The sequence below is a fragment of the Pseudodesulfovibrio sp. JC047 genome (assembly GCF_010468615.1).
Taxonomy (GTDB): domain Bacteria; phylum Desulfobacterota; class Desulfovibrionia; order Desulfovibrionales; family Desulfovibrionaceae; genus Pseudodesulfovibrio.
Window position 1 is genome coordinate 1 of record NZ_WUEH01000035.1, and the last position, 19,237, is coordinate 19,237.

Consider the following 19,237-nt stretch of genomic DNA (forward strand, 5'->3'; position numbering starts at 1 on the left):
TAAACCATCGACCAAGGAAGAAATTCGGATACAGGACAACCTGGGAAATCATTGAGGAGCAGGGACTTGCCGGGGTGTTAAGTTTGGTTTGACAATTTGCCACATCGTTAACGGGTTGGCAAAATTCGTCGGCGGCTTCGCCCAGAGCGGCTTTGAGACGTCCAACTTGATCAACCGAGTTGTCCAGAGCTTCGGGCAGGTCTCTGGCGAGTGTGCCGGAAGCGTCCTTGATGGTGGCGGACATGGTCCGCGCACTGGTCAAAGCGTCACCGGCTAACAAGGTCGCAAGCCCCTTGCGGGTGTCGAGATCGGCTTCACCGAACGCAGCCTGGATGAACCTGTCTCGCTGGAGGTCGGAGGTTAATGTCTTGTACTTGGCCGCAATGTCGTCGAGAACGTCAAAAACAGCCCTTTTTTCGTCATTGCCATCATAAAAACTAACCTTGGTAACCTTTTCTGCTTTATTAAGATAATTCTGGTTGGTAAACAGACGCAAAGTGGAATCAGCCAACGTTGCGAGCCGCTCAGGATTCAATTCATTTTGAGAGAGCTGCTCAATGAAACCAAGATAGGAATCAAAATCTAGTCCAGCCCGTTTCGCGTTGATGCCAGTGCGGGAAACGATGCTTGCCAAATCCTCCAACTCGGCATTGCCCAAGCGTCCAGCCACGGTCATCTTATCAAGCAGATCGGCAGAGACCTCCACTTTTGTCAGGTCAAAATCAAAGGCCTTGGCGGCAACCGTCAGTCCTCCGGAAAGGACTTTTGACTGTGCGTCTGTGACACCCATCGCCCTATTGACGTTATAGATGGTGGCGAGGGCTGCGTCCCAACTAAGACCGGACTGAACCAAATTGTTGAAGCCTATGAGCAAATCATCAACGGTCTTGCCGGTCTGAATGGACATGAGATGCAACTCACGGCGAAGAATGCCCGCTGCTTTGGTTGTTGATCCGGCCATTTGTTTGACCTGGATCAAACTCTTGTCCAGCGAGGCCGATTTCTTGATCTCCTGATAGCTCTTGTAAGCCGCTCCCATGCCGCCAATGGCGGTGACGTATTTATTGCCTATCGCATCAAGACCACGCCCGACGGCCAGTGTGGACCGACGCAACATCTGCATGCTGCGCGATCCACGCTTGGCCATATTGGTAATGGCGTTGGAGTAACTCCTGGATTTACTCTGAAGGTTGCCCGCCAGATCCAGGATAACGGATGTTCGCAAGTTGCTCATGATGTCCCAAGGTGTTGAAAGTATCTGATCATTCGTCGAAGGGGCAGCCCGTGCAGTTCCGCTTCGGACCATCCCGTCATTCTGGCCAAACGCAGGACCAGCCGCTCAATGTCAGCCGTCCTGCTCGCCAGTTCGCCCCCGCATCGCCGTCCGAGCTTTCAGGGCTTCGGCTTCCGTGGCCGCATCCATGGCGTCGGCCTTGAGTTGCACCTGATTCAAGTCATAGACCGACAGGCGCTTGAGCGTGACCAAATCAACGGGGCCGTCCACGTCACCAATTTTGACAACCTGGCGGCGTAACACACCCATGCCGACCAGCGTGGGGCTGGCAACGAGCTGGGGGCCGTCAGCGGTCATGACCAGCTTTTCGGATTCTTCTTGGGCTTCGATGACATCACCGCCAGTGGCCTCGCGCAACACGATTTCGTGGCATTCATTTTTGCCGATCGTGACGGGCGTTGTCAGAGGTATGGTTTCAATGAGGGGCATTAATCCTCCTCGCAGGTGATGGCGGACATCTTGACCGGGCATTCGCCGCCTTTGGTCTTGAGCTTCAGGGGGTCAAGCACGAAGGCACCGGTCAGAACCCACCGTGCACCGGAATCCGTTTCAAAGATCACGGTGGCGTTGTCGATGGCCTGAATTTCGGCCAGGGATGTTTCCCTGGTGTGATAGATGGTGCATTCCATTTCCGGCTCGACTGTGGTTTCGGTGAAACCATGGACCTTGCCAGCCCCCTTGACCGGCTCGCGTTTAACGCCACCTGGTTGCAGAGACGCATCATCGGCCGTTTTGTACTCGCGTCCGTCAAAGCGAATGATCGCCTTGCCTGTTACTTGATTGGGATTGTTGGACATTGTTTTCTCCTACAGAATGTACTGAATCTGCTCGGCGAGGATGCGGAGCTGGTTGATAAGATCAGGCGGACTCAGGACGTTGACGCGGTTGCGATCGTCAGCATCACGCTCGACGATCAGCTCCTTCTTGTACTGGTCGAAATTCTCCACCAGTCCCTTTGTTTCAAGCTCGCGGAACAGGGCGAGCAACTCCGCCCGAATGATGGACGGGGTGACGATCGCCTGACCAGGGCCGAAACGGGTTCCGTCATCGGCCAGCTTATGCCGCGGAAACTTCTGCGTGATCCGTGCGCGAGTGGCATACCGGATGTAGCTGAGGGTCGCCGGTGTGGTGACGTCCAAATAGCTCGGGTCGGGCAGGCCATAGGCATTCTTTTGATATGTCGTAATGGCGCGCTCGATGCGGACAAGACCGCCGGAGTCGACGGTAAAGGTGGACAAGCCGTCATACAGCAGGAGGTTGCGTTCTTCCATGGTCCAGCGCTCGCCCTGGGTCGGGGGCATTATGCCCGGCAAAACCAGCGTCTGGAGCGGCCGGGCCGGATCAATGGACAAAGAGCCGGACGCGACAACGCCATAAACGGCGGCCCATATCCACGGCGGCGTGGGAGACGCACCGGTGGGCATCGTGGTTCCCAGATGACCATTACGAGCATCGCCCCAGGTCGCGGATTCCGAATGGGTGCCGCGAATGGCGGTGTAGGCGATGCCGTCTTTCATGTTTGTCGGCCCCCAGCGGTCCAGCAACTCGGCTTCCAAAGCCACCATGTTGCTGCCGTCGGTCCAAGGAGAAACAATACCGTTCCACCATTCGTCACCGAATCCGGCAATGGCGTCGGCTATGTCGGGATTGGCCGCGCCGTTGGTCATTGCCGTTACGGAAACCGTCAACCCGGCGGGATAAACTTCGCCCGTGTAGTAGTTGAAACGGATGTCGATATCATTGCCGCATTCGCCCTTGTTCCGTGCGGTCAACGTCACGGTTCCTGTCGCGACCGTGGCCGTGACAGGAAGGTCAAGATCGGCGTTGATGGCATCGGCCAAAGCCGTGGCGGCTTCCGCGGATGTGGCCAGCGCCGGGACGGACGCCCGGACCTTTCGACCGGCTATATAACAATTGAGAACGCCGGTACCGGTGGCGGCCCCCGTAAAATCAATGGTGCCGGTCGCGGCGACTCCGGCGGCATCATCCTTGAGCGGGATGCACCATGTTTCCATGAAACGGTCGGCTTCCTTGATGCCCTTGAACATGGCGGTCAACATGGAACCGCGACCGAACAGACCAACGGCGTGATCCGCACTCAGCACACGAACAGGGGTGGCCTCGGCAGCGGAGCCAGTGGCCAGCATCTGACCGAGCACGAGCATTTTGTACTCAATGGCCGGGGTTCCCTTGACCGCACGGGAGTTGTCGAACTCGATATAAACCAGAGGCACCCTCAGGTTTTCCGGGATTTGATTGAAGCTGATAGCCATGGGCTATTCCTCCTTGGCGATTTTGGCCAATGCATCCTCGGCCTTTTTCACGGCCTGGGCCGTGGTCTTTTCCACATCGCCGTCGCGCAGTCGGCGGGTCCAGTAGCTTGTGGCGAGAACGGGCTTGCCGTGTTCGGGCAGGGCCTTGCCGTCGCGCGGGTCGCGCACGACGCGTCCCTTTGCCGGTTTCAGATAAAGTGTATTCTGGGCCACGGTTGTTTCCTCCTAGGCCCCGTCCTGGGGCAGGCTGACCTTGTCCTCGGCGGTGGGAACATCGGCCCCAACCGGGAACTTGGCGTCAAAGGTTGAAAAAAGATCAAGAGTCGCCAAAACATCATCGGGCATGGCTTGACCAATCCGCATGTGCTGCCGCCAGGTGACGGCCCACATGGCCACGCCGATCTTGTCTATTGATGCGGCAAAAAGGTTGTCCGCACGGACGCCGACAGGAACACCCAGAACGTCATCCATGCCCCAGGTGTTTCCGGCAACGTGCCGAGCCAGTACGTCGACAACGGACAATGCAACCAGATCGCGGGAGACCTTCGGAATATCCTTGGCCACGACGAAAATTCCCCAACTTACAACGGCCTCATAATCGCCGCCCGAAGCCTTCAAGTCGCTAAAACCGAGCATGGCCACGAATGCGGCCGGGGCTTTGGCTGAAATGCGCCGCAACTCCTTTTCGTCGAAGCGGCCGCCGTGGGAATCACACGTCACGCTGTCGGGTGTCACAGCGTCTATGCTGCCAACAATGCCGGTACGCAGGGTTTCCAGGCTCATTGCAACTCCCGCAGTTTGCGATCCACGAAGTCGTCAACCAGGGCAACCAGGTCTTCCTCGTTTTCCGTGGATATGCCGAGGTACGGACGCGCCGGAATCTGTATCCGGCGGCGGGTGCCAATAACGCTCATGTCCAGGCCGTACTGCTGGGCAGCCGCATAGACCAGATTGGACCCGACCTCGGCGTGATCGCCGGATATGCCGAGGATGTGTTCAATGGATTCATACAGGTAGTTGAAGCTCTGGAGGAGGCTTTGGCCTTGATGCCTCGTTTTGGCATAGCTTTCGGACCAAGGTTCCCAGGGCGTACCGTCCGGGCCTGCTTTTTCGGAATCAATCCGGCGTTGCGTCTGAGAGACGACGGCCGCGCCCAGCTCGTCCATGAGCGGGCGGGTGTCCATATCGCCGAGTTGAGCGATCCGGTCAGCCAGTCGGTGCAGGCTGTCCATCGAGACGCGGATATCCACACTCATGGCAACCCTCCGCCTCGTTTGCGACCAAACACACGGGGCGGCCCGTTGACAATGGCCGGGGATGATGCCGTGCCAGAGGACTTTTCGAGTTCGGGCAAACCGAGCTGCACTTCGCCCTTGGCGATCCGGCGCAAAATCGACCGGGCATCCTCATAGCGGCGGCGGATTTCTTCGGTGACCAGGGCGTCGGAGTTGCACATTCTGTAAATGGCAATATCGACGGCGACCTGAACCAAGACGGACGGGACGGCCGCCAACGGTAAGTCGTAGAGCTTGGACAGGTGCAGATCGATTTCGGAATCGGCATCCGCAATAGCCCGGCCCGTGACCTGTTCGTCGGCGAGACCGTCACCATCCCGGTCGGCAAGGATCAGGAGTTGATCCTCGCCGTACCGGTCTATGATGTCTTGAGTGGTGGCGTAAGCCATTACTTCTTACCCTTGTTCTTGGGCTCGGCCTTGGGCTCGGCCTTGGGCTCGGCCTTGGGCTCGGCCTTGGGCTCGGCCTTGGGCTCGGCCTTGGGCTCGGCCTTGGGCTCGGCCTTGGGCTCGGCTTCGGACGTTTCGTCCTCGCCGTTGGTCTCCACCACGATGAGCTGGGGCTCGTTCTTGAGAATCTCCAAGTCTTCGGGTGTAAACGTATTGGCCTTGTGCCGGGAGGTCTTGGTCGAATGGCGCATGCCGCATCGGCGGAAGCCGTCGCGTTTGGCGGTGATTTCGATAAACTTCATGGGAACCTCCATTACGCGAGCCACGGAGTGACCAGCAGATCGGCGGTGTTGCGGTAGACGTTGGTGGCACCATTGGCATCGCGTTCTGCCTTGAGCACTTCCAGGGCGCTACCTTCGTTGCCGGGACCGCAGACCAACAATGTGGGACGAATGCCCAGCGGGTTGCCATTGTCGCCCTTCATGGACATGAGCGCGGCACGAGCGGCCTTGTAGTTGGTCGTGTTCAGCGGGGCCTTGGAGCCATGGGCCATCTGCCACAGGCCATAACCGGCCTCGCATCTGCCATCCACGCCGTAGACATATTCCTTCTGCATGAAGACGTTGCGGTCTTTCTTGTCAGTCATGGAGACGAAATCGAACTTACGGCGCTGCTGGAAGATGATCGGCTTTACGGGCCGGGAAACATCCAACAGGAACCACGGAGCTTCGGAACCGGCTTGGACGTTGGATACGCTGACTTCCTTTTTCGTCTTGGGATCGTAGACGGGGTGATCGGCATCAAAGAAAGGCTGGCCGTCATAGCAAAGGCCGGTGAAACCGTCCTTGAGCAGACCGAAGATCAGCAAATCGGGAAAGGTCTGGGTATCATAGCCAAGATTGGCGACCATCGGGTTGTAAACGCCCAACTGATCGTCCTCGATGGCCTCCCTGGGAACGCCAACGGTGTTTTCAAAGGTCCGGTTGACGATGGTGAATTTGTGGCTTTTGAGCGCCTGAATGACGCGGTCGCCGAGCCATTCGCGAAAGCCGGTCGTGGCACCGAGCCATGCATAGACTTCCTGAGAAGTGGAGGACGGCACGATCATGGCCAGTTTTTTCCAATCGCTGGGCGTCCCTTCGAATGCCTTGTTAAATATGGTCTTGAAGCCCGTGAACAGGGCATTCAGAGTCCCATGATTAATAATCATGTCGAGTCTCCTAGATTTTTACCCAGACGCCGAGATCATCCACGTCCATGATGGTTCCGGCAGCCGGACGGGAGCCGGTGCCATCGGTTTTGGCCAAGGTTTCATCGTCCACCACATAAGCGGTGGCGTTAATGTCCGCGCGCGTGATCTCATCACCGCCGGAACTGTTGGCGTAGCAAAAGCAGCCGCGACGGGTTTCGCAATCCAAGTCACCGGCTACGCCGTTACGGTTGTCGACGGCTTCTTCGGCGCGGCCCACGATCTCGAGCGCGGCCGTGGCCGTGGCCGGAACAAGATTGCCGTCGGCGTTCAGGGCAACCATGGAACCAGCAAAAATGATCACGGCGGCAGCGACCGGGAACTTGAAAAGTTCACCGTCACGCATGTTGGTATTACGGTCTGCGGTCAGGGACATTTACTTGTCCTCCTTGAGGGACTTGACGAAATCCTCTTCGGAAATGCCAAGGTTGCGGCACATGGCTTTCTGGTCATCGGACAGAGAACCGTTACCGGATTCAGGTTCATTGGGCAGCTTGGGGTCTTCGATGACCTGGGGCGCGGAATCGGCAAACTTCCGGAATTCATCCAGGCCCCCTTCCTTGCGGCACATGGCCACATAGAAGTCCTTGCTGGCCGGAGCGATTTTTCCGTTCTTGATGGCCGAATTGACGGCGGTCTCGATCTTTCCTTCGAGGTCGGCCTCGCGTTGTTCCTTGACCTCGGACTCGGCCGTTTCAGCGCGGTTGATAGCCAGATCGTAATCCGATCGGAGCACGTACTTGGTCAGATCGAGGGAAGCACCGATGCCCTGGGCTGTGTTCAAGGCCTTGTCATCACCGGCCATGATTTTGACCTGGTCAACCACCTTGTTCGTTTCGGCGTCCTTTTCCAGGCCGAGAATGGAAAGCAATTCTTCGGGCATGGCCCGGTTGGTTGCCGTATCCAAATCTCCCTTGAGTTTGGAAACAGCGTTTTGAATCTCCTGATCGGATGCCGTTTCCGGCAATCCGAGCAGACGGCATAATGCCTTTTTCATGGTGTCTTCCTCCATGTTTGCCGCCTGCCGATTCAACGCGGTCAGGCGAAGGTTGGGTTTATTGGTCAGACCTGCGGACTCCAGGACACGGATCGCGCGGTCGGACTTGGTGTGGGAAAAAACGGGAGAGAGGTAGCGATATTCGCGATTCTCAATTTGGGTACGGGCGCGAGGCGTCCATTCAACTCGACCCCACAAGGCACCGTTCCTGTCTTCCAGCTCCTTGATCCATCCAGCGGCCGGAGCTTCTTCGCCAGCCACCCCTTTGATTTCGGTGGCGTGTTCGCGATCGATGACCACATCCAGATCAAAAGTCTGGAACTGATTCAGGACATGGAACATTTCATAACTACCAAATTTCCATTCCCGCCCGTCGCGTCCCTTGACCATGGGGCCAGCGGGAATCAATTCGATCCATTCGGGAACGTCAGAGGTCAGCTCGACATTGAGGGCTAAGAGAAGATGTTTCATGGCGGCAGCATGGCAGGCGGACAGGAGCAAGTCCTGTAACAGACGTTACTAAATCGACAGGGCTTGCAGATGGGGATGGTCGAGGGGGTGACAAAACGTTGGCGGACGCAAGCGATCAACGGCGTTCAAAACGATTCATGAACGCCCGTGTACGCATTTTCTCTAGAAATTCTATAGATGGGACACCGCAGAGGGGCAAAGTGCGTTGTAGAGCAAATTTTGCGCCTTCGGTTTGACGTGGCCACCGTGAATGCGTATTATGATTTTAAGCTGGTTGCGACACGGTGATGATTCTCCCGGCCGTAACACGGTGCTTGCACCGGAGTGCTATGCAGGGTTTCCGGTTTAACCGGATGGGAGGCCCTGCCAGCCAGCGAAGTAAAACCCCTTGCCTCGGCGAGGGGTTTTACTTTTGCTTTTTACGCAGACGGATAATCTCCCGATCCCGCTTGCCCACGTCAGACGACAAGCGCCGGAAGGATGTCATGAACAGAGCCTTACCAGACTTGGTGGCCTTGACCACTGAGACATAGCCCTCTTCTTCAAGCAGATAGACCAAAGTCCGTGCGCCGTCCTGAATCGTCTCGCCATAATCAATCGCGTCCTGGACAAAGGTGTATTCCTCGAAAGCCAGTTCCGGGTGTCGCTTGAGTTGTTTTTCCAAGGTCTCCGGCGAGAACTGAACCAGCCGCGTCCCGCCTCCGATCCGTGCGGCGTCTGCCTCGCTCATGACCGCGATAGGGAAATTGGCCTTTGGTGATTCGGCCCAGGTTCCCAGAGTTTCAGATACGAACTTTTTGGATATGACACTGGCCTCGCCGCCAGCCATGGCCATCTTGTCACCGGCAAGCTCAAGGGATTTGTTGAGGCGTCCCGTTTGTCCGGGGTTGTAATTCCAACCCGGATCAATGCCGACGGGCACCTGATGCACCTCGCCGGTGCGCTTGTTGATCCACTCGCGCGTTTGGATGGCGGGAGCCTTGGTCCGCACCGGCACGCTCGACGGAGCCCGGTGTCCGGTCGGCAAACCTGTTTCCGGGTTGACGACCTGCTCCGGATTAGGGGCTCGAACCCCGTCGCGTTTCAGCCGGTCGTATTCAGCCTTGGAGACCTGCCGGACATGGCACTTGCAGCCCCAGCCGTTGGGCGTCATGTGAGTTGCCCAGAAGGAATCATCCACCGGCAACAACAGACCGTGAAAGGAAACATGCTCTGGCCTGTGTTCCCTGGACGGGCCGAGTTGATATAAGAGATACGGCAGGCCGGACTTGGTGCGTTGAATGCGCTCCCATTGCCCGGCGCTTCTGGCCGTGCGCATGTTGGTCTCATAAATAATCTTGAGGCGTCGCGTACTGCCGAGCTGCACCGTGCGCCTTTTCCCGGTCAGAGGATCAACCATTTCCTTCTCGCCCCACCATCCTTTTTTTTGGAGTGTGGGTTTCAAATCTTTGGCGAAGTCGCGGAAGGTCCGTCCCTCGGCCAAAGCGCGATCCACCTCGGAGCGGATGTCTTTCAGAATATCCATCTTGGTGGCCTTGGCCACGGTAAATGCGGTGGCGTGTTCCTCGCGCCAGACATCGCGGTGATCAAACCCCGGCTTCATGCCTTTGGCGCGAAACCATTCCAGGGATTCCTTGGGAGGACGCCTTACGAACTTTCCTGCCATGGTCTAGCCCTCGACGTCGCCCAAGCCACGCGCCTTGAAGCTGGCCGCTGCAAGGGACTGAATGAATCGTTCATCATCCATGGACAAAACCAAATCACTCAGGCCTCGTTGAAACTCCTCAAAATCAGCGCATCGATCAGCCAATGCCTGTACGGGATTGACCATCGGGTCGAGAATTTCCTCCCACTCGTCCATGACCTCCTGAGCAAGTTGATTCAACTCGGCGTCCGGGTCGATTCGGCTTGTTCCGGCCCGATTGATGGCGCGGTTGATGGCCGGTGCCGAAGTCGGAACGGTTCCGATCAACTCCGCCCCTTCGGTCGGGTTTGGAAAGCCGAGCCTTTCACGGACCGCCCGAGCCTCGATGCCGATATTGCCGAGCGGTACCACCTTGGCAAGCACATCGGCCAAAGCTTTGATATCTTCGGGTTCTTCTTCCTTGATCTTGACACGCGGGTATCGAGCTTGAACCCCATAATTGAGGTCCACAAACGGCTTGACCAGGTCGCGGTTGACCGTGGCCCCAACCTGTCGGCCGTCATCGTTCTTAATATCGAGTCGTACATCGTTATGCACGTTAGCCTGGGCTTGAGAACTGCCGTCATCCGTGGTCATGGTTTGACCCAGGACGCCCTTTGAAATCTGACGATCAAGGAACTCGGCAAGGCGCGGGAACAACTCCGGACCACCTGCTGACTTTGCCGCTTCAATAAATTCGATGCGCATCGAATCGGGCAGGATCGCGGCCGCATCAGTACCCAGGTTCGCCACGGCCATCTTAAGGATATCCTTATCTCTGTCCGTAGCGTCCTGACCGTATCGGCCCAGACGCAGCGGCATACCAAATACTTCGGCAAAGGCCATCCAATCGGCCAAAGAATACGCCTTGCACATCCAACTAACCGCAGCCAGCCGAGCAATACCGGAGCGGATGGGAATGCCCGATTTCAGGTGCGGCATGTGGACAATAAACTTGAATGGCGGGAGCGGTACCCCCTCGAATGTGGCTCCATCTTCCAGAAGACGGAGCTTTTGTCCGGAATCACGATCAAAGACGAAAAAGCGGGGATCGCGCCAAATGTATTCTCTGGGCGTCCATTTGGAGTCGGACAGTTCCCACATGATTTCACAGGCAGAATACCCTTTGCCCAGACCATCCAAGAGGTCGGTGATCAAACCGGGAAATTCAGGCTCTTCGATCAAGGCCCGGACAGCGTCCGCTATCTCGATATCTTTTTTATCGTCGCTGGCGGGAATGACCGTGGGGTCGATCCCGGCCACGGCACGTTTCCGTGTCCCCATGACCGAGGCGTAATGCATGTCCCGTTCTTCCATCTCCTCGGCCAGCAACAGATATTCCCTGGCATCACCCTCGGCCGCGTCCCGGAGGACACGGGCAAGGCGTTGCGGGGTCAGGCCCTGGGCAATGGAGCCACTGTCCCAAACGGAACGAATGCCGGTCAGGGATGGTGCGGCATGTTCCTGCCGTAATTCGGATTTGACGATGAGCTTACCTCGGTGGTCATACAAAATGGGCATCTTGGACATCAGATAATTCCTCGGCTGAATCCGGCGGTCACCCGCACGGGCCTTTCATAGTTGTCGTGGTCCTCATTAGGAGCGTGTTTGGAGACGCCCTCGTAGGCGAAGAATTCTTCATTGCGTTCGGAACGGGCATACCAGGCCAAGGCCAGGGTGATAGCGCCGTCACCATGACGAAAGAGTTCCGGGTCTTTGAGATCGCGTACTCGGTATTCCGGCACTCTGGGAACGCCGTCGATATCTTCCACGGCCCTGAGGTCGTTTTCCAGATCGGCGTCCTGAGGAACCATGATGCTGCCATCTTCAAACGCTCCGACAAACTTTGGCATCCATTCTCTGTACCAAGCCTGATTAAGCGTCACCTGGTGAATGCGATTGTGACCATATTTGTCCGCCGTGTATTCGGCTGGCACCGATCCCATGCCGGAAGCATCTATAGCCCCACCGCAAAAACGAGGAAGCGCATCGATAAGAGACCAAAGGACTTGCTCCTGTTGTCGGTGCGGAACCTTGTTCATTTCAATGAGGAAAGGAACGTCTCCAATGAGATCTCGCCGGATGGTCATGGGAGCAATGATGGAAAAATCGCGGTGACGGGCGTAGTCTTGGCCGAAGACATGCTGCCTGGTAGGATCAAGCAGCTTGAAAAGCGGCACCAGATTAAGACGAATCCAGTTCTCAGCCCATTCCCGGCGCTGCCCATCCGGCTTTTCGACAAAAGCATCATCAAGGACAAGACGCAGTACGGGCCGGGTCTCCGGCATGGCGGCCTCAATCCAAATTCCGGGGATGGACTGCCCACCGGAATCTCTGGGGACCGCGTCCAGTTCTTCCTTCATTGCGGCAAGCCTCGGGCCGTAACGCTGCCTGATACGATCGTACCAGTCTTTCTTGCCTTCTACTGTCGGAGTCCAGCCCTTGACCAGACACACCCGCTCATACAGGCCATTGGCCACGGCCATGTCGAAAGTATGAGTATGGACGGTCGCGCCCTTGCCATATTTTCCGGCTCGTACATCCTTGACCAATTGGTTGAATGCGTTGTTTTTGCCGTTGTGGGTGGAGATAATGCGAATTTTGCCGCCCCAGATCAGCAGGGCCGTGGTGGCCTCGATAACGGCCTGAACATCGGCATGGAAAGCCGCCTCGTCAATGACCACGATTCCTTGCAAGCCACGAATGTTCGCCGGTCTGCTGGAAAGGGCTACGACCTGAAAGCCGGAAGCGAAACGGATGCGGTAGGCGGTTATATTTTTGGTGCTTCCGTCTTTCTGCTGATCCTCAAAGATAAACTCTTCGATTCCAGACAATCCTTCGCCCTGGGCCTGGGCAATAACTCTGGCAAGTTTGGCGCAGTAACCGACGAATTCAAGCCCTTTATCCTTGGTGTCTCCAATGTAGAAAACATTATCGCCACCGGCCTCCCGTTTGGAGGCGGCGGTAACGGTATCATCCAGGGCCTCGGAAAAGGTGATGCCTGTTCGTCTGCCTTTTTCTTCCACCTTGAAGTCGGATTCGTCCGCGATCCATTCAACCTGATGAGCCATGAGCAGGCCGTCAGCCATAGGATCAAAGTCATCAGGAATTTCACGAACGCTTGCCGGAAGTTCGTCAAATGACAGGACTCGCAGGACATCGCCTGTGGGGGCAAGGGCTTGGGGTGTGGTCATTTGACCCCCAGGAACTTCTCACGCCAGAAACGGACGTCCTTTTCACCCATGCCCTGGGCGCGGCCCATTTCATCGGCAAGCTCGGCGGCGCGTTCGCGTTCCCGCTGCCTGACTTCCTCGGCGTATTTTTTCTGGGTGACGGATGCACGCCCCAACTCGGCCACGGATTTGGCCAAACTGGCCAGATTCACCTTGGCCGGGTCGATTTCCATTGTCAGCAGCACATCAAACATCTTTTCCTGGGTGAGACGCTGGAGCGCCTCATTGATGGCGTTGTCATCATCGGGGTTGGCCATGACGATGGCGCGGGATTGTTCCGTGACCATTTTGAGAGAGGCCAGACGATCTTCAAACTTCTGGCCATACCGATGGACTGCGGATTTGGAAATCTCAAATCCACGATCCTTGAGTTCGTCAGCCAGCAGACGGTAGTCGGCAAAGCCCCCATCAGCCAGGGCGCGGTCGAGCCATTCCTTGACCTCTTTGGGGAGCATATCAACGGCAGAGCGACGCGGCATGGCTACGACCAGTATTTTTCAGGCCGGGCGATGCCGGGTTCGCAATCAATGGTGTACTCGGCCAGATCAACGCCAAGGCGGTTGAGCTTGGCTATCCAGCGGCCGTCCGGTTTCTTGTCCAGGTCGATCAATTCCCGTTCGGCCAGGTAATCCAGCTCGCGGCGGACTTCCAATTCGGTTGCATCGGGGTAGACGCCCTGGATGGTAGCCAAAGCAACGGAGTCATGGCACCCCATGGGGCGGGCGTTATTCAGAGTGAGAATGAGTACCCAGCGCATGTGTTCGCGCCGGACGCGTGCGGGATCAACCACGGCAGCCTCCCTGGTTGTCTAGTTTGTCGGCCAGCCCGTCCAGCTTGGCCTCGATGATGGTCTGGTTACGAATCCAGTCCTCGCGCCGGACATATTCGATGGGCAATTCAGCACGAAGACCGAGGATGCTTTTTTCGTTTTCGTTGGCCTTGGCCACTGCTTCGGCCGCGCTTTTCTTGGCGTCCTTAGCGTCACGATCACGAAGAGCGGTGACGGTTTTCCAGATGGTGAAGACAAAACCGAAAAAGGCAAGCAGCACGGTTATGGCCATGCTGGTCAACTGCCACACGGGAAAGGATACGACAGAGGTCTCTACGCTCATGGTCGGGCCTCTTTTGCTCGGAGTCCGGCAGCCCAATCAATGAGAGCGTTGCACCGTGCCTGCGTAGCACGAGCCCATTGCCCGTAGTCTCGGGCATGGGCCAAAATATCTTCGGGGGTCACAGCCGGGCCTCCTTGAAGTATCCCGGCGTCAACGGCTTGGGCTGTTCCGTTTTTTCCAACAGTCCCGGCGGCGGTTCGGGACAGGGTGTCACAACTGTTACCGGTACCAAGGGCGGCGTTGTATGCGCACACCCACTCAGGGCCAAAACGGCAAGTGCCATCAGCAGTATCAACATCTTGACTCGCATGGGCGATCCTTTGGTTGGTCAATTCTTTGGATTGTTTGGCAATAGTTTTCTTGGCGGCCAAATACTGGCGTTCTATTTTGTGGGCGTGGGCCGTGGCGGTCTCCAGCCGTTGACGGGCCGTTGCTTCCGCAGTCGCCAGCGCCTGGGAATGACTCGCGTGGATCGCGGACACCTCGGCTTGCCGCTTCAGATCAACGGCAGCGTATCCGGCCCGATACCCGCGCCATGCGGCCAGGGCCACAAGCACGGCCATGAGGATGACGACACCCAGGCCCAGGGCGAGCTTTTTCCAGCCGCCACCGGCCAATGCCATTGCGTTGAAAATCATGGACATACTCCTTTGCCCCACCCGGCAGCCTCATACAGAGGTTCCAGAGTGAGCAGGATGCGGCGGGGATAACCTCGGTTCTCGCGGATGGCCCAGGGAGCACGGCCAGCGTTGACCGTCTCTACATGGTCCCACCAGTGGAGGGGATCGAGGCCGTTGCGTTCAGCCAGACGGACGTCGCGACGAAGCCAGCCCAGGCCGCCGTTATAGGCGGACAGGGTCATGGCCATACGGTCACAGCCCGTGGCTGCTTGAATGCGTTTCCAGAGCCACAGGTCATAGGCGGTCAGGGCGCGCAACGCCCAGCCCGGATTGAACGGATCGGCCTTACCGACCTGCGGGGCCACCTCGGGCAGCCAATTGGCCGTGGGGGGCATGAACTGCGCCAGGCCACCGGCACCCACAGGGGATTCTGCATCAGCGCGCCAAAGACTTTCTTGATGAAGCTGCGCGGCGAACGTGGCAACGGGAGCGGCCAGCCCCCATTCCACGCGGGCGCAGCGGATCAATGTCGAGCGGAATTTGTAAGCTCGGTCAGGGATGTCCAGGGCACGGGCCGTGGACGCCCAGCAGAGCAATGCGGCCAAGGCCACGATGGCCGCCAGCCACAGATCAAAGTGACGACGAAACATATTACAGCCCCAGCCCCACGGCGAGCATGGCGGCGCACACGATGGCGGCGCGCCGGAGCTGGGCGGCGACAAAGGGAACCCAATCAAAGATTGAACTGATCTGGATTTCGTCCGCCCGAACCTTATTCACTGTCTCCTCAAAGAGAAGTTCCTGGATGTCGAACTTGTGAGGACGGGCATACGGGAACAGCGCACGGTCGAGGCCGTAGCCAGCCACACCGGCCAGCACGACCAGGGCGACCTTGTAGACGATGACGCCGAGTTGCTGCGGGGAGATCAGGGCCACCGCCGCGACCAGGGCGACGGCAAGAACAGTTGTCAGGGACATTCGGGGCAATTTCACAACGGGCCTCCGCTTGAAGTTTACGGAGACGGCCCGGTCAGAAATCAGCAAACCACCGGACCGCCTCCTTTAGAAGGAGCAAGAGAGGCAACCGTAGGTGGTTTGTCGGAATGTGTATTGTAACGGGCGTTACTAAATCGGGTGAGGTAAAGAAAAAGGCCACCCCGTTGGGTGGCCTTCATTAATCAATACGGGGCGCGCCTTTACTTTCTAAAAGAAGCTCATACTTCTCGCAGTGTAGTTTGTATAAACTAATGGGAATAGTAAAAGATATGAGCAAGCTAAACGAGGACACAAAGACAAAGCCTCGGGCGAGCCAATTGTAACCTACATGAGCTTTGCCCAATGCGACAAGAATCAAGGCAAGCCCCAAAGCCAACGCATAACATAGACAGATGGCGGCTTGTCGACGCATTTTCGATTCAAAAGTGTCCTGATATGCTTGCACTTGTTCCCAGGAAAAAGAGGCAACTGTTGAATCTAGACTACCAACAAGCGCGATCATCGACACAGAAAATCCTATAAAAATTGGAAAAATCTTGATGGCGACCCTTAAGATTTCGTCAAGTTGCTGAATGAAAAAAGGAATTGCCCACGCTACGGCGGCGCTCAATAGGAGCGCGACGCCGACAGCTATTAAATAGATTGGTGTAAACCTTTCGTTTTCACCAACGCCTTTGCGGGTTGAGAATTTCATTCTTGAACTCCACGAGTTTATTGACGGCTTCCGTTCGGAACACGCTTTTGCCGAACGGCTCAAGCCTTTCCTTTTTGGAGATGGTAATATCCTTTTGCGTGATGATTTTACCATCGTTTGTTTCTATCCTGTATCCGTCTTCGCCATCAAGGATTTCCTCAGCTACATCATTTGCCCAATTGGTTTGGGTCACGTCTCCTTTTTTAGGAATCGAAATTTGCAGCTTAACCTGCCCTCTGGAGGCGCGCATTGCCTCTACCAATTTTTTGTCTCTTTGGGTCAAGTCGGCAATCATTGTCCGTAGCAAGCCCTTTTTCTTGACACGATCAAGACGGTCAAAGGCTGGAGAGTCAAGAGCCGCATCCAGACGGATAGAATGTACCCCTGACTCCTTGATCACTTTAATTTTTTCAAAATTGGCAGGACGGTTGATTTGCAGACTCGCAACGTGCTCGTCCAGTTGCGCCTCAGTAAAGAGCGCCAACAGGTACGCGGGGATAGCCTCCACCCGAAGGACAGAACAACAGACAAAAATATCATTGTTGACGACGCAACAAATTACATCCCCATCTGAAAATTCGTTTCCTTCTGCGGCTTGCGCGGTTCGCAATTCCATCTTTTCGACCGAAAGCTCGTCCGTTGGAATGACCGTAGCATCTTCACCTAAAACGGCGGCAGAAAATTGAAAAAGGAAATATCCCTTACGATCTTCGTCAAACCAATTCCCAAACCATGTTTTTCCAGCAAATTCTACCTTGCGTTGATCTACATACGGCAACTCGTCATATGCTTTTCGTAAATACGATTCAAGGGTCTCACTTTGCTTTCCATCTAAATCATCAAAATCGGCTTTGAGATAGTGTAGCGTTTTTGGCTTTTTTTGAGCTTTAGCCATTCCTTGTCCTCCAAAACAGTAACGCACGTTACAGTTTCCATCATTCTGCACAGGACCCTCACCCCGGCACAATTATATAGCGGTCCGCCTAATCGCTTACCATTAACCTAAAAAATGGGGCTTCTCACATTAAGGCCCCTTATTTTATTTGCATAACCAAGTCCTCCCCCGATGCGGAGAATGGACGATCTAAAAATACAGACTTTGCCTGTCTCTTTTGCAAAATCAAGGCCTCGCCGGACTCGGCAATACCTATTCTTATGTGGTGCCCCCAAGCGCGATATTCACTTGGGATTGTGCCGCCGTCGTCGGTCACCACAAACTCTAGCCAAGTGACGGTCGTGTCCTCCGGCAGATCGTCCCACGGGGTGTCTGCTAACGGTTATAGTTTGATCTCAAGGAATTCGTTTACTTCCTCGAACGGTTTGTCTTGCAACAGAGACACCGCAGCGCGCTTGTTTGTGGCAATGATTTTTCCGTCCACCCCGATATAAATGAATATATGATGACCATAGCAGTGCCTCAGCTTGCGGGGAAGGTTCGCGTCTTCCCGAACTTTAAATTCCAAGAAGATCATTTCGGGATGTTCCCCACTATTCAAATAAACCTCAAAAGCAGGATGAACCTTAAGAAAGTCCATTTCGGAGTAGTATTTGATGAGCCCAGGGAAATGCTTTTCAATATTCGGCATGGTCCTGCGGAGCAGTTCCACGGTCTCCGGCGGCGTGTCGGCGGGCAAGGTCAAAGTGAACACGGGTTCATTTCCGTTGCTACAGGCAGTCAAAAAAAATACCAGCAAAATTATGACGCTAATGCTTTGTAACGTCTTCATCATGGATTTATCCTACAAGATATGTATTTGATCGTTTATGCCGACCCCTCATCCCGGCAATTGATTGCAGCGGTCCGCCGAGCCGCTTATCCTGTATCCTTCAAGTTTTTCTTCTTGTGTTGCGCGAGAAGAGCACTCGTCGTTTCCAGATTACGTTGTGCGTCTTCGGGGCTGTGCCTGTAATTGTCCAGCAGAGCCGCCTCCCTTGGCGTCAACTCCTGTCGGGGAGGCTCCTCTCCGCCAAGGAGGAGCCAATTTGCATCTAATCCATAATCTTCAATCAACGCCTTTAAAAAAGACGCACTCGGATCGTTGTCCCCCTTTTCATAGCGGGCCAACGTATTTCTATTAAGACCATATTTTTCGGCGAACTCCTTTTGGGAGACTCCGCCTCGGATAGTTCTTATCCGATCTCCAACAGTTTCATTAGGCACAAGAATCCCTTTGCTCGAAAAAACGAGCTTGACAATGCTCTAAATTTAGAGCAATCAATAAACACGAACCGCGCCAAAGCGCGTTAAACGAACTCAAAAAAAAGGAACTATACCATGGTCAAGAAGACCTCCAAGCAACTCCTTACCCCGGATGAGGCACGGGCAAAGCTGGATGAGCAGGGATTATCCATTGCTCGATGGGCCGTCCAGCACGGCCTGAATCCCAACACTGTCAGTGACCTCCTTAATGGTCGGAAAAAAGGCGTTCGCGGCGAATCTCATAATGCCGCCGTTCTTCTCGGATTGAAGCACGGCAAGATTGCGAACCGTCAACAGACCGCAACCGCGATGAATGCATAGAACAAAAAAAGGAATTTCTTATGTGCATATTCAATGTATTTTTCGACAACAGGCTTTCACAAACTCCTTTAACCGAAAGCTTAGAAGGCCTCCAACCTATACTTCGCACCTCCGAAGAAGTTCGGGCTGAATTCAAACGCAAAGGCATCTCCATTTCTCAGTGGGCGATAGCCAACGCCTTCCCGCCTAATCTCGTTTACGATGTTCTTGCCGAACGGCGCAACCCGACGCGCGGCCAAACGCACAGGATCGCGGTGACCCTCGGCCTCAAGGATGGCGAGATCGTGAATGATCAGGAACTCGCCACTGCCATCGGAGCATAAGCTCATGATCCTTTCTATACCTACCACAGGACAGGGATGCAATGTCTAATCGACGGTCAAAATTAGACACGCGCATGGTGCAAATG

At 55.6% G+C, this 19,237-nt stretch carries 27 protein-coding genes; 2 read left to right on the forward strand and 25 right to left on the reverse strand.

Annotation, left to right across the window (positions count from 1 at the left end):
• From GO013_RS16030 to GO013_RS16150, 25 genes are all read right to left on the reverse strand, one after another.
• On the reverse strand, positions 1-1,234 hold a 1,234-nt coding region (locus GO013_RS16030; protein WP_163812932.1), incomplete at its 3' end, for a phage tail tape measure protein.
• A 111-nt stretch (positions 1,235-1,345) separates the two neighbouring features.
• Positions 1,346-1,723, reverse strand: coding sequence for a phage tail assembly protein (locus GO013_RS16035; protein ID WP_163812934.1), 378 nt, complete (start codon positions 1,721-1,723; stop codon positions 1,346-1,348).
• On the reverse strand, positions 1,723-2,091 hold the full coding sequence (locus GO013_RS16040; protein ID WP_163812936.1) for a phage tail tube protein: 369 nt from the start codon (positions 2,089-2,091) through the stop codon (positions 1,723-1,725). The genes GO013_RS16035 and GO013_RS16040 overlap by 1 nt, the downstream gene beginning before the upstream one ends.
• Positions 2,092-2,100: 9 nt before the next feature.
• Positions 2,101-3,567, reverse strand: a complete 1,467-nt coding sequence (locus GO013_RS16045) for a phage tail sheath subtilisin-like domain-containing protein (protein WP_163812938.1) — start codon at positions 3,565-3,567, stop codon at positions 2,101-2,103.
• A 3-nt stretch (positions 3,568-3,570) separates the two neighbouring features.
• Positions 3,571-3,780 (reverse strand): DUF2635 domain-containing protein, encoded by a 210-nt coding sequence (locus GO013_RS16050; protein ID WP_163812940.1) that lies wholly within the window; start codon positions 3,778-3,780, stop codon positions 3,571-3,573.
• Between the two features lie 12 nt (positions 3,781-3,792).
• Positions 3,793-4,350 carry a hypothetical protein gene (locus GO013_RS16055; RefSeq protein ID WP_163812942.1) on the reverse strand — a complete coding sequence of 186 codons (558 nt, stop codon included), beginning with the start codon at positions 4,348-4,350 and terminating at the stop codon, positions 3,793-3,795.
• On the reverse strand, positions 4,347-4,823 hold the full coding sequence (locus GO013_RS16060) for a phage virion morphogenesis protein (protein ID WP_163812944.1): 477 nt from the start codon (positions 4,821-4,823) through the stop codon (positions 4,347-4,349). The genes GO013_RS16055 and GO013_RS16060 overlap by 4 nt, the downstream gene beginning before the upstream one ends.
• The gene (locus GO013_RS16065) at positions 4,820-5,251 is read right to left on the reverse strand and encodes a DUF1320 domain-containing protein (RefSeq protein ID WP_163812946.1); all 432 of its coding nucleotides are present in this window, start codon (positions 5,249-5,251) and stop codon (positions 4,820-4,822) included. Before GO013_RS16065 ends, GO013_RS16060 begins: the two co-directional genes overlap by 4 nt.
• Positions 5,251-5,553, reverse strand: coding sequence for an HI1506-related protein (locus GO013_RS16070; RefSeq protein ID WP_163812948.1), 303 nt, complete (start codon positions 5,551-5,553; stop codon positions 5,251-5,253). The genes GO013_RS16065 and GO013_RS16070 overlap by 1 nt, the downstream gene beginning before the upstream one ends.
• Before the next feature lie 11 nt (positions 5,554-5,564).
• Positions 5,565-6,461: a Mu-like prophage major head subunit gpT family protein gene (locus GO013_RS16075; protein WP_163812950.1), complete on the reverse strand. Its 897-nt coding sequence runs from the start codon at positions 6,459-6,461 to the stop codon at positions 5,565-5,567.
• Between the two features lie 10 nt (positions 6,462-6,471).
• Positions 6,472-6,876 (reverse strand): hypothetical protein, encoded by a 405-nt coding sequence (locus tag GO013_RS16080; RefSeq protein ID WP_163812952.1) that lies wholly within the window; start codon positions 6,874-6,876, stop codon positions 6,472-6,474.
• Positions 6,877-7,968 (reverse strand): phage protease, encoded by a 1,092-nt coding sequence (locus GO013_RS16085; protein WP_163812954.1) that lies wholly within the window; start codon positions 7,966-7,968, stop codon positions 6,877-6,879. It lies immediately after the preceding gene.
• A gap of 406 nt (positions 7,969-8,374) precedes the next feature.
• The gene (locus GO013_RS16090) at positions 8,375-9,634 is read right to left on the reverse strand and encodes a phage minor head protein (RefSeq protein WP_163812956.1); all 1,260 of its coding nucleotides are present in this window, start codon (positions 9,632-9,634) and stop codon (positions 8,375-8,377) included.
• Positions 9,635-9,637: 3 nt separating this feature from the next.
• Complete coding sequence (locus GO013_RS16095) at positions 9,638-11,182, reverse strand: DUF935 domain-containing protein (protein ID WP_239057924.1); 1,545 nt, start codon at positions 11,180-11,182, stop codon at positions 9,638-9,640.
• On the reverse strand, positions 11,182-12,846 hold the full coding sequence (locus GO013_RS16100) for a hypothetical protein (protein ID WP_163812958.1): 1,665 nt from the start codon (positions 12,844-12,846) through the stop codon (positions 11,182-11,184). Before GO013_RS16100 ends, GO013_RS16095 begins: the two co-directional genes overlap by 1 nt.
• Positions 12,843-13,364, reverse strand: coding sequence for a DUF3486 family protein (locus GO013_RS16105; protein WP_163812960.1), 522 nt, complete (start codon positions 13,362-13,364; stop codon positions 12,843-12,845). Before GO013_RS16105 ends, GO013_RS16100 begins: the two co-directional genes overlap by 4 nt.
• 2 nt (positions 13,365-13,366) lie before the next feature.
• On the reverse strand, positions 13,367-13,675 hold the full coding sequence (locus tag GO013_RS16110; RefSeq protein ID WP_343219586.1) for a hypothetical protein: 309 nt from the start codon (positions 13,673-13,675) through the stop codon (positions 13,367-13,369).
• Entirely contained in the window at positions 13,668-13,997 is a 330-nt protein-coding gene (locus tag GO013_RS16115) for a hypothetical protein (RefSeq protein ID WP_163812931.1), read from the reverse strand. The genes GO013_RS16110 and GO013_RS16115 overlap by 8 nt, the downstream gene beginning before the upstream one ends.
• Entirely contained in the window at positions 13,994-14,635 is a 642-nt protein-coding gene (locus GO013_RS16120) for a hypothetical protein (protein ID WP_163812961.1), read from the reverse strand. The genes GO013_RS16115 and GO013_RS16120 overlap by 4 nt, the downstream gene beginning before the upstream one ends.
• Positions 14,632-15,267 (reverse strand): transglycosylase SLT domain-containing protein, encoded by a 636-nt coding sequence (locus tag GO013_RS16125; protein WP_163812964.1) that lies wholly within the window; start codon positions 15,265-15,267, stop codon positions 14,632-14,634. The genes GO013_RS16120 and GO013_RS16125 overlap by 4 nt, the downstream gene beginning before the upstream one ends.
• Before the next feature lies 1 nt (position 15,268).
• Entirely contained in the window at positions 15,269-15,610 is a 342-nt protein-coding gene (locus GO013_RS16130; RefSeq protein WP_203529682.1) for a putative holin, read from the reverse strand.
• Between the two features lie 181 nt (positions 15,611-15,791).
• Entirely contained in the window at positions 15,792-16,307 is a 516-nt protein-coding gene (locus tag GO013_RS16135) for a hypothetical protein (protein ID WP_163812965.1), read from the reverse strand.
• Positions 16,276-17,202 carry a hypothetical protein gene (locus GO013_RS16140; protein WP_163812967.1) on the reverse strand — a complete coding sequence of 309 codons (927 nt, stop codon included), beginning with the start codon at positions 17,200-17,202 and terminating at the stop codon, positions 16,276-16,278. The genes GO013_RS16135 and GO013_RS16140 overlap by 32 nt, the downstream gene beginning before the upstream one ends.
• A 382-nt stretch (positions 17,203-17,584) precedes the next feature.
• On the reverse strand, positions 17,585-18,037 hold the full coding sequence (locus GO013_RS16145) for a hypothetical protein (RefSeq protein WP_163812969.1): 453 nt from the start codon (positions 18,035-18,037) through the stop codon (positions 17,585-17,587).
• Positions 18,038-18,120: 83 nt separating this feature from the next.
• A complete protein-coding gene (locus GO013_RS16150; protein WP_163812971.1) occupies positions 18,121-18,468 on the reverse strand; it encodes a helix-turn-helix transcriptional regulator in 348 nt (115 codons plus the stop codon).
• Between the two features lie 114 nt (positions 18,469-18,582).
• On the opposite strand from GO013_RS16150, the gene GO013_RS16155 reads away from it, so the two are divergent.
• Positions 18,583-18,828, forward strand: coding sequence for a DNA-binding protein (locus GO013_RS16155; protein WP_163812973.1), 246 nt, complete (start codon positions 18,583-18,585; stop codon positions 18,826-18,828).
• A gap of 20 nt (positions 18,829-18,848) precedes the next feature.
• Entirely contained in the window at positions 18,849-19,151 is a 303-nt protein-coding gene (locus tag GO013_RS16160; protein ID WP_163812975.1) for a DNA-binding protein, read from the forward strand.
• Positions 19,152-19,237 lie beyond the last annotated feature (86 nt).